The sequence below is a fragment of the Loktanella sp. DJP18 genome, assembly GCF_049310965.1.
Taxonomy (GTDB): Bacteria; Pseudomonadota; Alphaproteobacteria; order Rhodobacterales; family Rhodobacteraceae; genus Loktanella.
The window spans coordinates 37,399-51,492 of record NZ_JBMERN010000007.1 but is presented as its reverse complement, the minus strand read 5'-3'; the positions used below and the strand labels follow the sequence as shown (position 1 = coordinate 51,492).

Here is a 14,094-nt window from a genome sequence, read left to right as displayed (position 1 = left end):
GGGAGTGGAGGCATTTACCTGTCAGACTCGCACTGCTGCGAGGTCAGGAAATAGGGAAATTCTGCCATGACCAAGACTGTGAACATCTTTGTCGTCGCTGCCGCCGCTGCCACGATTGCCGGTGCTGCTGTTGCTCAGACGACGACCTTTAGCAATGAAGACGCCGCCGCGGACCAGTTCGACGACCTGCAGGAGCAGATCGCCGAGGACGCAGAGCGCGACGTGGGCCGGTTCGGCAACGAGGGCCGCGTCGTGGGCACCTACGGCTCCGTCGCACTGCGCGCGATCGCGTCCAATGACGACAACGGTGGCGTCGGTGGTACCGGTGATGACAACGCCACCGTCGGCGTCGGTCTGCGCTATGGTACCTTCGACGGTGTCAACGGCATCGACGTCACCGCCGCCTACAATTACGCCACCGACAACGGTGACGAAACCGAAAACGAGCTGCTGCTGGGGGCCGACTATCGTCGCGACTTCGGTCCGCGCTACTTCGGCTACGCCAAGCTGGACGCCCAGCAGGACCGTGCTGCCGAGAACCTGGATGACAACTTTGTCGACGTCTTCGTCGGTGCCGGTGTCGGCTACCGCATCTTCAACGATGCGACCAGCCAGTGGTCCATTCAGGCCGGTCCGGGCTACCGCTACACCGAGACTGTCGGCGGCGTCGACAACTCCGAAGTGGCCGCGTCTCTCTCCTCGAACTACTACCGTTCGCTGAGCCAGACGTCCTACGTCACCAACGATACCGATGTCATCTATTCCGACACCTCCACGTTGGTGACGAACGACTTGGCGCTGTCCGTCGCGATGACCAACACACTGTCGTTGCGCACGTCGCTGACCACGTCCTTCGACGACTCGGTCGATGACGAATTCGGCGATGCGTCCAACACCCTGGGCGTTTCGGTGGTCTATAACTTCAACTGATCTTTCGGATTGCATTCCCGGATATCGCTGAAGTTGGGCGGTGGCGAAAGCCACCGCCCGTTTTCGTTGGCAATCGACACATCGGGGTCGACGCAATTAAATGAACGACCGTTCATAAATTATTTGACGCAAGGCGGACGACACCGCACAATGATGGCACGAGGGGTCGTCGCGAGGAGGCGTCGGTCCTGCGATCCGGTGACATCCGGGCGAGGGAGGATAACCGCATGCCATCAGCCGCGCCGGGCAATGATCTGACATCGATCCCGCATCTGCTGGCGCGGAATGTTGCGCGGCATGGGAGCAAGGCGGCCTACCGCGAAAAGGAATTCGGCATCTGGCAAAGCTGGACCTGGGCGCAGGCAGCGGACGAGATCGACGCATTGGCGCTGGGCCTGCTGGAGATGGGAGCCGCCACAGGCGATCACATCGCGATTTCCGGCCGCAACCGTCCGGCGCTGTATTGGGCGATGGTCGCGGCGCAGAAGGTCGGCTGCATCCCGGTGCCGCTGTATCAAGAGGCCGCAGTCGAGGAAATCGCCTACGCTCTTGAACATTCCGGCGCGCGGTTCGCCATCGCCGGCGATCAGGAACAGGTCGACAAGCTGACAGAAGCGCGTGCGGGGCTCGCGTCGCTGGAACAGATCATCTACCTCGATGGGAGGGGTCTGCGCCGCTACGACCATGCGGCAATGACCTCCTACGCCGACGTGCAGGCCCGCGGGCGCACATCGCAGCGCCGGACCGAGATGCAGGCCCGGACCGATGCGCGGACCTATGACGACACCTGCGTGATGCTCTACACCTCGGGCACGACGGGGCGGCCCAAGGGGGTCGTGCTGTCGAACCGCAACGTGATCGAGACATCGAAGAACTCCGCCGATTTCGACCACCTGCGCGCGGGAGACGAGGTGCTGGCCTATCTGCCGATGGCCTGGGTGGGTGATTTCATCTTTTCCGTCGGGCAGGCGATGTGGACCGGGTTCTGCGTCAACTGTCCCGAAAGCCCCGACACCATGCTGACCGACCTGCGCGAGATCGGTCCGACCTATTTCTTTGCCCCGCCGCGCGTGTTCGAGACGCAGTTGACCACCGTGATGATCCGGATGGAGGACGCGGGCCGCTTCAAGAAGTGGCTGTTCGATCACTACATGACTATCGCCCGGCGGGTCGGCCCTGCCCTGCTGGATGGCAAGCCGGTCGGGGCGATGGACCGCCTGCGCTATGGCCTCGGCAACCTCCTCGTCTATGGGCCGCTGAAGAACACACTGGGCCTGTCCCGCGTGCGCGTCGGCTACACGGCGGGCGAGGCGATCGGCCCGGAGATCTTCGATTTCTACCGCAGCCTCGGCATGAACCTCAAACAGCTTTACGGCCAGACGGAGGCGACCGTATTCATCACCCAGCAGCCGGACGGAGAGGTCCGGTCGGATACCGTCGGTGTGCCTTCGCCCGGTGTGGAACTGCGCATCGCCGAGAATGGAGAGGTCTTCTACCGCTCTCCCGGTACCTTCGTGGAATACTACAAGAACCCCGAAAGCACCGCATCGACCAAGGACGCCGAAGGTTGGGTCGCGACCGGCGATGCCGGGTTCATCGAGGATGGCACCGGCCATCTGCGCATCATCGACCGTGCCAAGGACGTGGGCAAACTGGCGTCCGGTGCCATGTTCGCGCCCAAGTATGTCGAGAACAAACTGAAGTTCTATCCCAACATCCTTGAGGCGGTCGTTTTCGGTGCGGGCCGCGACCACTGCACGGCCTTCATCAACATCGACCTTGCCGCCGTGGGCAATTGGGCAGAGCGCAACAACATCGCCTATTCGTCCTATCAGGAACTGTCGCAGCATCCGCAGGTCCTGGACCTTGTGGAAGGGCATGTGAACGCGGTGAATGAAAGCATCGCGCAGGACCCGATGCTGGCCGCCTGCCAGATCCACCGCTTTCTGATCCTCCATAAGGAGCTGGACGCCGACGACGGAGAGATGACGCGGTCGCGCAAGGTCCGCCGCGCCATCGTGGGCGAGAAATTCGCCGACCTGATCGCGGCGCTCTATGACGGCGCGCCGCAGATCTACACCGAGACGGAAGTCACCTACGAGGATGGACGCAAGGGCAGCATCAAGGCAACGCTGGCGATCCGTGACGCGCGGGTCGTGCAGACGGCGCGGATGGCGGCGGAATGATGCGCGTGCCACCCATCAGCCTCTCAGGTGCATCTGGCTTCGCCAAATCACCGGGGCACGCGTTTGTCTTGCCAGATGAAGGGGATATCCGCGCATGAAGGATACGGCTGCACCCTATGTCACGGCAGACGGCCGCCAGATCGGCGGCGTGCTGATGGACATGCGCGGGATCACGCTGCGGTTCGGCGGGGTGGAGGCGATCAGGGACATCTCGTTCGACATCCGCGAAGGCGAGATCAGGGCAATCATCGGGCCGAATGGCGCGGGCAAGTCGTCGATGCTGAACGTGATCTCGGGCTTCTATAATCCGCAGGAGGGCGAAGTCTGGTTCCGCGGTGAAAAGCGGCCATCGATGAGGCCTTATCAGGTGGCCCGTCTCGGCATCGCGCGCACGTTTCAGAACATCGCCCTGTTCGACGGGATGAGCGTTCTGGACAACATCATGACCGGGCGGCTGACCCACATGAAGACGGGCCTGCTGTCCCAGATGATCTGGAAAGGCCGCGCTGAGCGTGAAGAGGTCGAAAATCGCGCCGTGGTCGAACGGATCATCGACTTTCTGGAAATTCAGGCGATCCGCAAGACGCCCGTCGGGCGGCTGCCCTACGGGCTGAAAAAGCGTGTGGAACTGGCCCGCGCCCTGGCGGCGGAACCAAAGCTTCTGCTGCTGGACGAGCCGATGGCCGGCATGAACGTCGAGGAGAAGGAGGACATGAGCCGCTTCATCCTCGATGTGAACGACGAATTCGGCACGACCATCGCGCTGATCGAACACGACATGGGCGTGGTCATGGACCTGTCCGACCGCGTGGTCGTCATGGATTACGGCCGCAAGATCGGCGACGGCACCCCGTCCGAGGTGCGCAACAATCAGGAGGTCATCGATGCCTATCTGGGTGTGGCCCATGACTGAGGGGGTGTGCGATGTCCGCTGAATTCCTGTACATGATCGAGGTCGTGATCAACGGCCTGATGGCGGGTGTGCTTTACGCGCTGGTTGCTTTGGGCTTCGTGCTGATTTTCAAGGCCTCCGGCATCTTCAACTACGCCCAAGGGGTCATGGCGCTGTTCGCCGCACTGACGCTGGTGGGCATCATGGAAGGGCAGGTGCCGTTCAGCCACATCATCAACGCGACCTTTGGCACGGACATCCACAATTTCGGCTGGACGGTGCCGGCGTTGCTCGGAATCGTGCTGACCCTGCTGGTGATGGTCGTGCTGGCGTGGATGGTGCACACTTTCGTCTTCAGGCATCTGGTCGGGCAGGAACCGATCATCCTGTTCATGGCGACCATCGGTCTGGCTTATTTCCTGGAAGGTGTCGGCGACCTGATGTGGGGGTCAGACATCAAGACGCTGAACGTCGGCATCCCGCAGGGTGGGTCGATGTGGGTCGAGAATATCTCGGCGCACCTGGGCGGCGATGATTTCTACGGCTTCTTCATCGACAAGCTGGACATCACGGCAAGCGTCGTCGCGGCCTTGCTGGTCGTGGGCCTGATCATGTTCGCGCAATATACCAAGCAGGGTCGCGCCATGCGGGCCGTGGCCGACGACCATCAGGCGGCACTGTCGGTCGGCATCTCGCTGAACTTCATCTGGGTGTTGGTCTGGTCGCTGGCGGGCATGGTGGCGCTGGTCGCCGGCGTCATGTGGGGTGCGAAATCGGGCGTGCAATTCTCGCTGTCGTTGATCGCGCTGAAGGCACTGCCGGTGCTGATGCTGGGCGGCTTCACGTCCATTCCCGGTGCCATCGTCGGCGGGCTGATCATCGGCGTGGGCGAGAAGCTGTTCGAATACTCCATCGGCCCGATGGTCGGCGGTGCCACCGAAAACTGGTTTGCCTATGTGCTGGCGCTGATCTTTCTGGTGTTCCGCCCGCAGGGCCTGTTCGGGGAGCGGATAATTGAACGTGTGTGACCTGTCGTGCGACCGCGTGAGGCAAAGCCTCACGACGCCCGGCCACGCGGGCCGCCGGCGGGAGTTTAGTTGGCCAGATGAAAGGGATGCGTCATGCTGTATCGTGAGGCCGGCGATTTCAAGACGAGCTATGCGGCGGACAGCCAGACGTTTCCGATCAAGTTCGACCGGTGGCGGTATTGGGCGGTTCTGGCCATCGCTTGGCTGGTGATCCCGTTCGTCATCAACGACTACTGGGCGAATGCGATCATTGTTCCGTTCCTGATCTACAGCATTGCAGCGATCGGTCTGAACATCCTGACGGGCTATTGCGGGCAGGTGTCGCTGGGGACGGGCGGCTTCATGGCCGTGGGGGCCTATGCCGTCTACAAATTGATGACCGCCTTTCCTGACGTCAGCATCCTGATCCACGTCGTGCTGGCAGGGTTCATCACGGCGGCGGTCGGCGCGGCCTTCGGCCTGCCGTCCTTGCGGATCAAGGGGTTCTATCTGGCGGTGGCGACACTGGCGGCGCAGTTCTTCCTCGTCTGGCTTTTCAACAAGGTGCCGTGGTTCTACAACTACTCCGCCTCGGGCCAGATTTCCGCCCCAGAGCGGTTCGTGGGTGGCATCGCCGTCACTGGGGCAGAAACCGCGCCCGCTGCGCAATACCTGATCTGTTTACTGTTCGTCACGATCTGCGCGCTGATTGCACGAAATCTGACGCGCGGCAGCGTCGGGCGCAAATGGATGGCGATCCGCGACATGGACATCGCGGCCGAGATCATCGGCGTGAATCCGTTGACCGCCAAGCTGTCGGCCTTTGCGGTCAGTAGTTTCTTCATCGGGATCGCCGGCGCGCTGTTCTTTGCGGTCTATCTGGGTGCGGTCGAGGTGGGCGAGGCGTTCGGCATCAGCAAATCGTTCCTGGTGCTGTTCATGTGCATCATCGGCGGGCTTGGCAGCATCTTCGGCAGTTTCGCGGGTGCGGCGTTCCTTGTCCTGCTGCCGGTCGCACTGAAGGTGCTGGGCGTCGATCTGTTGGGCTGGCCCAGTGCCACGGTCGCCCATCTGCAACTGGTCGCGGTCGGCGCGCTGATCATGTTCTTCCTCATCAAGGAACCGCATGGTCTGGCGCAGCTGTGGCGCGTCGCGAAGGAGAAGCTGCGTATGTGGCCGTTCCCATATTAATGCCGGGCGGGGACGTCCCCGCGCGCCAAGACCGGGATCAACCCGGCTGTCACGATCAATCCTTGGGAGGAGACTTGAGATGAAGATGAAGACCCTTGCCACCGCGGCACTTGCCGGCCTTCTGGCCAGCGGACCCGCCCTGGCCGAACTCGTGATCCCGGACCTCAGCTACCGGACCGGGCCCTACGGTGCCAACGGCACGCCGTTTTCCGACGGCTATCAGGATTACTTTGCCCTGCTGAACGCCCGCGACGGCGGCATCGGCGGCGAGATGATCCGCATCAACGAATGCGAGACCGCCTACAACACCGAAAAGGGCGTGGAGTGCTACGAGGCGACCAAGGGCGACGGTGCGCTGATCTATCAACCCCTGTCCACCGGCATCACCTATCAGCTGATTCCCAAGGCGACGGCGGACCAGATCCCGATGCACACGCTGGGCTATGGCCGCACCTCGGCTGCAGCGGGCGAGACGTTTCCCTGGATCTTCAACTATCCGGCGACCTATTGGGACGCCGCCAGCGTTGCGGTCAACTATCTGTTGAGCGAGAACGGTGACGATCTGTCCGGCAAGAAGATCGCGCTGATCTACCACAACTCCGCCTATGGCAAGGAGCCGATCCGTACGCTGGAAGAGCTGTCGCAGAAGCATGGTTTCACCCTGACGCAACTGGCGGTCGATCCTCCCGGGCAGGAGCAGAAGTCGCAGTGGTTGCAGATCCGGCGCGAGCGGCCCGATTACGTCATCATGTGGGGCTGGGGCGTGCAGAACCAGGTCGCCATCCAGGAGGCCGCGAACGTCGGCTATCCGATGGATCAGTTCATCGGCAACTGGTGGGCGGGTGCTGAACCCGACGTGCTGCCCGCAGGCATGGCCGCCGACGGCTACAAGGCGCTGAACATGAACCGCGTGCAGGATTATCCGGTGCTGGAAGAAATCCGGACCCAGGTGATCGACGCGGGCAACGGGGCCGGTGACGGCAGCAACATGGGCACGGTGTTGTATATCCGTGGCATGTACACCGCCATGCTGGCGGCCGAGGCGATCGCCAAGGCGCAGGAACTGGCCGGCACCTCGCAGATCGATGCGGTCCAGATGCGCGACGGCATGGAGGCGCTGGAGATCACCAACGCCCGCATGGCAGAGTTGGGGATGGAAGGTATCGGGCCGGAGTTTACCGTGTCCTGCCAGAACCACTCCGGGTCCGGAGAGGGTCTGGTCCAGCAGTGGAACGCGGCCGACAAGGTCTGGGTGCCGCTGACCGACTTCATCACGCCGGACAAGAGCGTGATCGACCCGCTGATCGCCGAGGACGCGGCTGCCTATGCGGCCGAGAACGGCATCACGTCGGGCTGTCTGTAAATTACGTCGGGCGGCCCCAGGGCCGTCCGATTTTTTGAGTTTATTTGGCCAGATGAACAGGGGACACGGCACCATGCTGGACGAGGCACAGACCGAGACCTTGCTGGAGGTCAGCAATATCGAGGTGATCTACAATCACGTCATCCTGGTGCTGAAGGGCGTCAGCCTGAAGGTGCCCAAGGGCGGCATCACGGCGCTTCTGGGGGGCAACGGGGCCGGCAAGACGACGACGCTGAAGGCGATTTCGAACCTGCTGCATTCCGAACGCGGCGCGGTGACCAAGGGCACCATCGCCTATCGCGGCGAGCGGGTGCAGGAATTGTCGCCCGAGGCGCTGGTCAAGCGCGGCGTCATCCAGGTGATGGAGGGCCGCCACTGTTTCGAACATCTGACGATCGAGGAAAATCTGCTGACCGGGGCCTATACGCGCAGCGCAGGCAAGGCGGCGGTCAATGCCGACCTTGAAATGGTCTACACCTATTTTCCGCGGCTGCGCGAGCGGCGCAAGAGTCAGGCGGGCTATACGTCCGGCGGTGAACAGCAGATGTGCGCCATCGGTCGCGCGCTGATGAGCAAGCCCGAGACGATCCTGCTGGACGAACCGTCAATGGGCCTTGCACCGCAGCTGGTCGAGGAAATCTTCGGCATCGTGAAGGATCTGAACGAACGCGAAGGCGTCAGTTTTCTGCTGGCCGAACAGAACACCAACGTCGCCCTGAGGTTCGCGCATCATGGCTACATTCTGGAAAGCGGACGTGTCGTCATGGAAGGACCGGCGGCCGAGTTGCGTGAAAATCCCGACGTGAAGGAATTCTATCTGGGTGTATCGGACGAGGGCCGCAAATCCTTTCGCGACGTCCGCAGCTACCGCCGTCGCAAGCGCTGGCTTGCCTGAAATCGACAATTTATTGCTCTGCTGATCCAGTTTCAGAAACTAAATTGCGTGTTCCGCATTCCTGTCTCATGCGGTGGCGATAGCTGCCAACTCACAGACGAGAGAGGAACGTCTCATGTTCAAGATCAAGCTTCTGACGGGCATCAGTGCCATTGCGATGACCTGTGCGACCGTGCCGACCCTCGCTACGGCGCAAAGTGGCGATGCGATGATGACCTGCGACCAGTTTCTGGCACTTGCACCGACGGATCAGGAAGCAGGCGCGCAGGCGCTGGCGACCGCCGGCCGTGACGCCGCAATGGGCAGCACGTCTGCGACCCCGATGGACAGTGCTGCTACGGCAGAGGCCGATGGCAGCACGTCGACCGATGCGTCCGGGTCCGGCACGGACACGGCCGCCGCAAGCGGTGGTGATGCCGCTGCAACGACCGACGGCACGGACATGGCCGCCACGTCCGACAGCGACACGGCTACTGCGGACAGCGCGGCGACCGGATCGATGGCCGCTGATGCACCTGCCAGCGACACCGCATCGGATGCCACGGTGAACGCCGATGGCAGTGTTGCGATGGACGGCACCATGCCCGCTGACGGTGCCGCAGACGCAACTGCAAGCGCCGACAGCACGACGACCACCGACAGCGCGGCTTCGACCGATATGGCTGCATCGGACTCGTCCGCGGGCGATTCGGCAAGCGGGGACATGGGCAACCAGTCCGATCTGGTGCTGGCGCTCGTCACGGTCTGCACCAACAGCGCATCGACCTCGAACTGATCGCTCTGCGTTCTGGCGGCACCCGGAACTTCCGGGTGCCGTTCACCATTTCCATCCCACAGGGCGAGCCCTCCGCTGCGCCCATCAAGGAGTGACCGATGCGCAAGATTCTATTCATCGCAACTGCAGCCCTGATCTCTGGTGTCTCCGCGATCTCGGCTCAGACCGCGGAACAGCCCGAAACCGGGTCTGGCAACCCGACGCTGACCTGCACCCAGTTCCTCGAGATGGAGCCGGCGACCCAGACGGAGGCCATCGCGACCCTGATGACCGTCGGATCGAACGAGATGCCGCCGGCTGACGCCGGAGCCGACAGCGGCGATGTCGGAAACATGACCTCCTCCGACACCGCTGCGGCTCCGACGGACGAGGCCACGGCGACCGAGAATGCAGACACCGGTGCGGACAACGCGGGCATGACAAACGTCTCGCCCGAGGTCCTGCGCGCGATGGTGAATCTGTGTCGGAATTCCGCCGAACCGTCCTGATCCAATCGTCTGACAGCGCCGCGTTATTGCATAGCGGGCGGTCACATCCCTAGCTTTCAGCTGTCCAGGGCGGCACAGTGTCGCGAATTGACCCGGACAGGAGAGACCGCGATGACCGCCCCTTACGACGATCTGGAAACCCGTGACGCCAAGATTCGTGCGACAGCACAGCTTGCGGGCCTTCAACAGCAGATTGCGCGGGTGGAGGATGCTCCGGGCTCTTGTCTGGCAGGCGGGCAGGTGGTCCGGATCGGTGACCTGTCCCGCCTGCCGGTACTGCGCAAATCGCAACTGGTGGACTGGCAACGCGACAATCCGCCCTTTGGCGGGATTCCCGTCCGCAACATCACCCACATCTTTCAGTCCCCCGGCCCGATCTACGAACCGGGCGGCAGCAGTCCCGACTGGTGGCGCTTTGGTCGGTTCCTGCATGCCTGCGGCATCGGCGCGGGGGACGTGGTGCAGAACTGTTTCGGCTACCATCTGACCCCCGCCGGCACGATGTTCGAAAACGGGGCGCGGGCCGTCGGTGCCGTCGTGGTGCCCGCCGGCACCGGCCAGACCGAACTTCAGGTGCAGGCCGCCGCCGCGGCCGGCGTCACGGCCTATGCCGGCACGCCCGATTACCTGAAGGTGATCCTCGACAAGGCGGACGAGATGGGCGTGACCCTGAACATCACGAAAGCGGCGGTGTCCGGCGGCGCGCTGTTCCCGCAACTGCGCCAGTCTTACGCTGATCGCGGAATCACCTGCCTGCAATGCTATGCCACCGCCGACCTTGGCCTGATCGCCTACGAATCGTCGCACGACAGCGGCATGATCGTCGATGAGGGCGTCATCCTGGAAATTTGCACCCCCGGCACCGGCGACCCGGTGGCGACGGGCGAAGTTGGTGAGGTCATCGTGACCACCCTGAATCCCGATTATCCCCTGATCCGCTTCGCCACCGGCGACCTGAGCGCCGTGCTGCCCGGTCAATCCGCCTGTGGGCGCACCAACCTGCGCATCAAGGGCTGGATGGGGCGCGCCGACCAGACGACCAAGATCAAGGGCATGTTCGTGCGCCCCGAGCAGGTCGCGGCCCTTGTCTCCCGTGTCGGTGCCGACCGCGCGCGCGTCATTGCGGATCGCGCCGGGGATTCCGACAGCATGCAGGTGCAGGTCGAAGGGACCGATCTGGACGCTGCGACGTTGGAGACTGCGGTGAAGGATATCCTGAAACTGCGGGGCGATGTGACCTTGCATGCCCCCGGCAGCCTGCCCCGCGACGGCCTCGTGATCGAGGATCGCCGCCGCTATGACACGTAAGACCAACACAAGGACCAAGCCCATGCGCCAATTACTGCTTTCTTCCGTGATGATCTGCGCGGCCTCGCTGGCACAGGCGCAGGACGCAGCCCTGATCGTCGGCATCTCGAACTACGACACGCTGCGCGACCTGCGCGGGGCGAACGATCTGGCCAACGCAGGCGCGGACATCGAAGCGAACGGCTTTGCCGTATTCGGCACGCAGCGTGGTGTCGATCTTCAGGCGCAGGCGAACGACTTTGCCGACATGTCAGTGGATGCGGATCGCCTTGTCGCGGCCTTGGCCGGCCGTTTCGTGACCGATGGACAGCGCACATGGCTGCTGCCCACCGATGCGGCGACGCCTGCCGCCTTCTCCGTCGCGAACGGCGCGATCTCGGTTGAAACGTTGCTGGCGCAGCTTGAGCGGACGCCGGGTGCCGCCGTCCTGATCCTCGGGCGCGACCCGGGCGACGACCGCGACATCGGTGGCGGTCTGCGCAGCGGGATCGGCGATCTCGATTTGCCCAGCGGCGTGACGGTGGTCCAAGGCACCGTATCGGCGGCGGCCGATCTGTTGCGCGACGTCGTGGCCGTGCCCGGCGGGGATATCGTGGCGGCCGTGCGACGCGACCGCGACCTGTCGGCCTCCGGCTTCGTGCCGGGCCGGCTTGTCCTGGTGTCCGAAGGCAGCACGGCGGCCCCGCCTGCCCCCGCCGCACCGCGCCCGTCCGTCACGCCCGATCTGGCCGCGACACTTGAAGGCACGTTCTGGGACACCGTACGCACCGCCGACAACGAGGCGGGCTACACGCGCTACCTCGACCGGTATCCTCAAGGCCCGCACGCCGCCGATGCCGTCGCGCGTCTGCGGGACCTGCGCGACCCCGACCGGTCTTTGCGGGCCGCAGAGGATGCGCTGAACCTCCCGCTCGAGGCGCGCCGCGCCATCCAGCGCGATTTCCAGGTGCTGGGGTTCGACACTCGTGGCATCGACGGCATCTTCGGCCCCGGCACGCGGGGTGCCATCAAGGCCTGGCAGGGCCAGAACAACGCTGCGCAGTCAGGCTATCTTGCAGCCGGCCAGATTGCCCTGATCGACCGGCAGGCGGCCACGCGCGCCGCCGAGCTCGAGGCGCAGGCCCAGGCCCGGCGCGAGGCGACGCTGCGCGACGACAGGGCCTTCTGGGCCAACAGCGGTGCGACCGGAACGGAGGCCGGTCTGCGGTCCTACCTCGAACGCTATCCCGACGGGCAGTTTTCGGATCAGGCCAAAGCCGCGCTGGACACGATCCAGCAACGCAACCGCGCGGCCGCGGCTGAATCGGATCGCCAGACCTGGGACCGGGCCGTGCGCACGGGCAACGCCGGGGCCTATCGCGCCTATCTGGAGGAACATCCCAATGGGGCCTTCAAGGACGAGGCGAACGCCCGGATCGCGCAGTTCCAGCGCGCTAGCGCGGAACAAGCCGGCAACGACGCCGCGGCTGCCGCCGAAAGGGCACTGGCGCTTGATCCGGTCAGCCTGCGGCTGGTCGAGGCACGGTTGAGCCAGTTGGGCCTCGATCCCGGTGCGGTCGACGGGTCCATCGACGCGGACACGCGGAACGCCATCCGGCGGTATCAGCGCGACCGGCAGTTGACCGTGTCGGGGTATCTGGACCAATCGACCGTGTCGCAGATGCTGACCGACGCCTTCCGCTGACGCATCGGGATGGGTCTGGTCGCACCCGGACCCATCCCGATCATTCGACCGGAACGTAGCGTTCGGCCAGCAGTCGCACGAAGCCGGTCTGCTCGGCGACCTGCTTGACGGCAATCAGGTAGGTGCCGGGCAGCACCCGCGCGGCCAAACGGGCGTTCGTTCCGTCGCCGCCGTCGTCGTCCTGTGAGATCTCCCGACCCAGATCGTCATAGATCACCAACCAGGGGTCGCCCTCCGGCGTGCTGGCCAGCGCCTCGACCAGCAACAGGCCGGGGGAATCGAGCGTCATGCTGAACCACGCCGCATCGCCGCTCACCTGGACGTCCTGCCGGAACCGGCCCGGAAGCGCACCAAGGTCGGTGATCGCGACCGACCCGTCCAACGGCGGCGCCGCCTCGCCACGGGCGTAAAGCGTGGCAAGGGCCGCAGCCGGATCATAGGCGCTGACGGCGACATCGATGGCGGCGTCGCGGTCGCTGATCGCATCCAGCGCGATGCAATAGGTGCCGGCGGCCAGAGGCTCCGTCACATCGATGCGCGGGTTCAGCCCATCGAAATCGTCGTTCTCGGCAATCATCGCATCCCCGGGGCCAAGCAGCATCAAGGTGGGATCTGCATCCGTGTTGTCGGCTGTGATGCTGATTGCCGTCGGTTGCGCAAGCTGGAACCGCGCATATCCTGCGTCCGCAGCGGACCCCTGATAGGTCAGCGGTCCGTCACCCAATGGCCCGATGTCCGTCGCCGCAGCGCAGTTCGCCGCGCGGTCGGCATCGGTCGTCGCTTCCGGCCCGTCCGTCATGCCGTCGGTCAGCGCCTCCATGTCGGACCGGCCGACGCGGACAAAGGCGGTCATCGGCGCATCGTCGAAGCTGCGCACGACGGCGCAATAGGTGCCGGGTTCGAGTGTCGTCTCGATCCGGGCAGCACCATTGCCGCCCGAATCGTCGTCGGTGGCGGTCTCGGTCCCGTCCGGCCCCAGCAAACTCAGCGTCGGGTCGCCGTTGCCGCGCCCTGCCGCCTCGATCCTCACGTCAGTCGTGGCTGTCAGGCTGAACAGGCCGACGAACCGGTTGCCGTTCAGGACCAGCGCCATCTGCTCTCCGAACGCCTCGGCCGTGGCGATGTCCGAGGCCGCCTCGGACCCGGCCAGCCATTGGCCGCCATCGCCTTCGCCGCCGCACAGCACATCTTGTGCCGCCAGCGGTGCGGCGGTCAGGGCAAGAAAAAGGGGTAGGGCCGGTCGAAGGAAGGGCATGTTCAATCGCCTTTGCGGATCAGGGTTGCACCAGATTAAGCGACTCCCCGTGTCCCGCGCCAGCCCCCTCAACGCGAAAGGCCGCGCCCTTTCGGACACGGCCTTCGCTTGATCGGTCTA

Annotated in this window: 12 protein-coding genes; 11 read left to right on the top strand and 1 reads right to left on the bottom strand. The window is 64.1% G+C overall.

What is annotated here, in order from left to right; genetic code table 11:
- Positions 1–66 precede the first annotated feature (66 nt).
- The 11 genes from ACOI1H_RS03480 to ACOI1H_RS03430 all read left to right on the top strand — a co-directional run bounded on the left by ACOI1H_RS03480 (position 67) and on the right by ACOI1H_RS03430 (position 12,719).
- Positions 67–930 (top strand): DUF481 domain-containing protein, encoded by an 864-nt coding sequence (locus tag ACOI1H_RS03480; protein WP_422435331.1) that lies wholly within the window; start codon positions 67–69, stop codon positions 928–930.
- A gap of 227 nt (positions 931–1,157) precedes the next feature.
- Positions 1,158–3,116 carry an AMP-binding protein gene (locus ACOI1H_RS03475; RefSeq protein WP_422435330.1) on the top strand — a complete coding sequence of 653 codons (1,959 nt, stop codon included), beginning with the start codon at positions 1,158–1,160 and terminating at the stop codon, positions 3,114–3,116.
- A gap of 94 nt (positions 3,117–3,210) precedes the next feature.
- Positions 3,211–4,029, top strand: coding sequence for an ABC transporter ATP-binding protein (locus tag ACOI1H_RS03470; protein WP_422435329.1), 819 nt, complete (start codon positions 3,211–3,213; stop codon positions 4,027–4,029).
- 11 nt (positions 4,030–4,040) lie between these two features.
- A complete protein-coding gene (locus ACOI1H_RS03465; RefSeq protein ID WP_422435328.1) occupies positions 4,041–5,036 on the top strand; it encodes a branched-chain amino acid ABC transporter permease in 996 nt (331 codons plus the stop codon).
- A 93-nt stretch (positions 5,037–5,129) separates the two neighbouring features.
- Positions 5,130–6,206, top strand: a complete 1,077-nt coding sequence (locus tag ACOI1H_RS03460; RefSeq protein ID WP_422435327.1) for a branched-chain amino acid ABC transporter permease — start codon at positions 5,130–5,132, stop codon at positions 6,204–6,206.
- Positions 6,207–6,285: 79 nt separating this feature from the next.
- On the top strand, positions 6,286–7,569 hold the full coding sequence (locus ACOI1H_RS03455) for an ABC transporter substrate-binding protein (RefSeq protein ID WP_422435326.1): 1,284 nt from the start codon (positions 6,286–6,288) through the stop codon (positions 7,567–7,569).
- A gap of 73 nt (positions 7,570–7,642) precedes the next feature.
- Positions 7,643–8,464, top strand: a complete 822-nt coding sequence (locus ACOI1H_RS03450) for an ABC transporter ATP-binding protein (protein WP_422435325.1) — start codon at positions 7,643–7,645, stop codon at positions 8,462–8,464.
- 115 nt (positions 8,465–8,579) lie between these two features.
- Positions 8,580–9,239, top strand: a complete 660-nt coding sequence (locus tag ACOI1H_RS03445) for a hypothetical protein (protein WP_422435324.1) — start codon at positions 8,580–8,582, stop codon at positions 9,237–9,239.
- 98 nt (positions 9,240–9,337) lie between these two features.
- Complete coding sequence (locus tag ACOI1H_RS03440; RefSeq protein WP_422435323.1) at positions 9,338–9,727, top strand: hypothetical protein; 390 nt, start codon at positions 9,338–9,340, stop codon at positions 9,725–9,727.
- A gap of 111 nt (positions 9,728–9,838) precedes the next feature.
- Positions 9,839–11,035 (top strand): phenylacetate--CoA ligase family protein, encoded by a 1,197-nt coding sequence (locus ACOI1H_RS03435; RefSeq protein ID WP_422435322.1) that lies wholly within the window; start codon positions 9,839–9,841, stop codon positions 11,033–11,035.
- Between the two features lie 22 nt (positions 11,036–11,057).
- Positions 11,058–12,719, top strand: a complete 1,662-nt coding sequence (locus tag ACOI1H_RS03430; RefSeq protein ID WP_422435321.1) for a peptidoglycan-binding protein — start codon at positions 11,058–11,060, stop codon at positions 12,717–12,719.
- A gap of 40 nt (positions 12,720–12,759) precedes the next feature.
- Here the strand turns inward: ACOI1H_RS03430 and ACOI1H_RS03425 are convergent, their stop codons facing one another.
- On the bottom strand, positions 12,760–13,974 hold the full coding sequence (locus ACOI1H_RS03425) for an ABC transporter substrate-binding protein (RefSeq protein WP_422435320.1): 1,215 nt from the start codon (positions 13,972–13,974) through the stop codon (positions 12,760–12,762).
- Positions 13,975–14,094: the final 120 nt, after the last annotated feature.

Bases quoted from the DNA above. Each gene is read 5' to 3' on its own strand.
- ACOI1H_RS03425 (WP_422435320.1), bottom strand. From the start codon at position 13,974: ATGCCCTTCCTTCGACCGGCCCTACCCCTTTTTCTTGCCCTGACCGCC.
- ACOI1H_RS03465 (WP_422435328.1), top strand. From the start codon at position 4,041: ATGTCCGCTGAATTCCTGTACATGATCGAGGTCGTGATCAACGGCCTG.
- ACOI1H_RS03450 (WP_422435325.1), top strand. From the start codon at position 7,643: ATGCTGGACGAGGCACAGACCGAGACCTTGCTGGAGGTCAGCAATATC.
- ACOI1H_RS03455 (WP_422435326.1), top strand. From the start codon at position 6,286: ATGAAGATGAAGACCCTTGCCACCGCGGCACTTGCCGGCCTTCTGGCC.
- ACOI1H_RS03470 (WP_422435329.1), top strand. From the start codon at position 3,211: ATGAAGGATACGGCTGCACCCTATGTCACGGCAGACGGCCGCCAGATC.
- ACOI1H_RS03475 (WP_422435330.1), top strand. From the start codon at position 1,158: ATGCCATCAGCCGCGCCGGGCAATGATCTGACATCGATCCCGCATCTG.
- ACOI1H_RS03460 (WP_422435327.1), top strand. From the start codon at position 5,130: ATGCTGTATCGTGAGGCCGGCGATTTCAAGACGAGCTATGCGGCGGAC.
- ACOI1H_RS03480 (WP_422435331.1), top strand. From the start codon at position 67: ATGACCAAGACTGTGAACATCTTTGTCGTCGCTGCCGCCGCTGCCACG.
- ACOI1H_RS03435 (WP_422435322.1), top strand. From the start codon at position 9,839: ATGACCGCCCCTTACGACGATCTGGAAACCCGTGACGCCAAGATTCGT.
- ACOI1H_RS03430 (WP_422435321.1), top strand. From the start codon at position 11,058: ATGCGCCAATTACTGCTTTCTTCCGTGATGATCTGCGCGGCCTCGCTG.
- ACOI1H_RS03445 (WP_422435324.1), top strand. From the start codon at position 8,580: ATGTTCAAGATCAAGCTTCTGACGGGCATCAGTGCCATTGCGATGACC.
- ACOI1H_RS03440 (WP_422435323.1), top strand. From the start codon at position 9,338: ATGCGCAAGATTCTATTCATCGCAACTGCAGCCCTGATCTCTGGTGTC.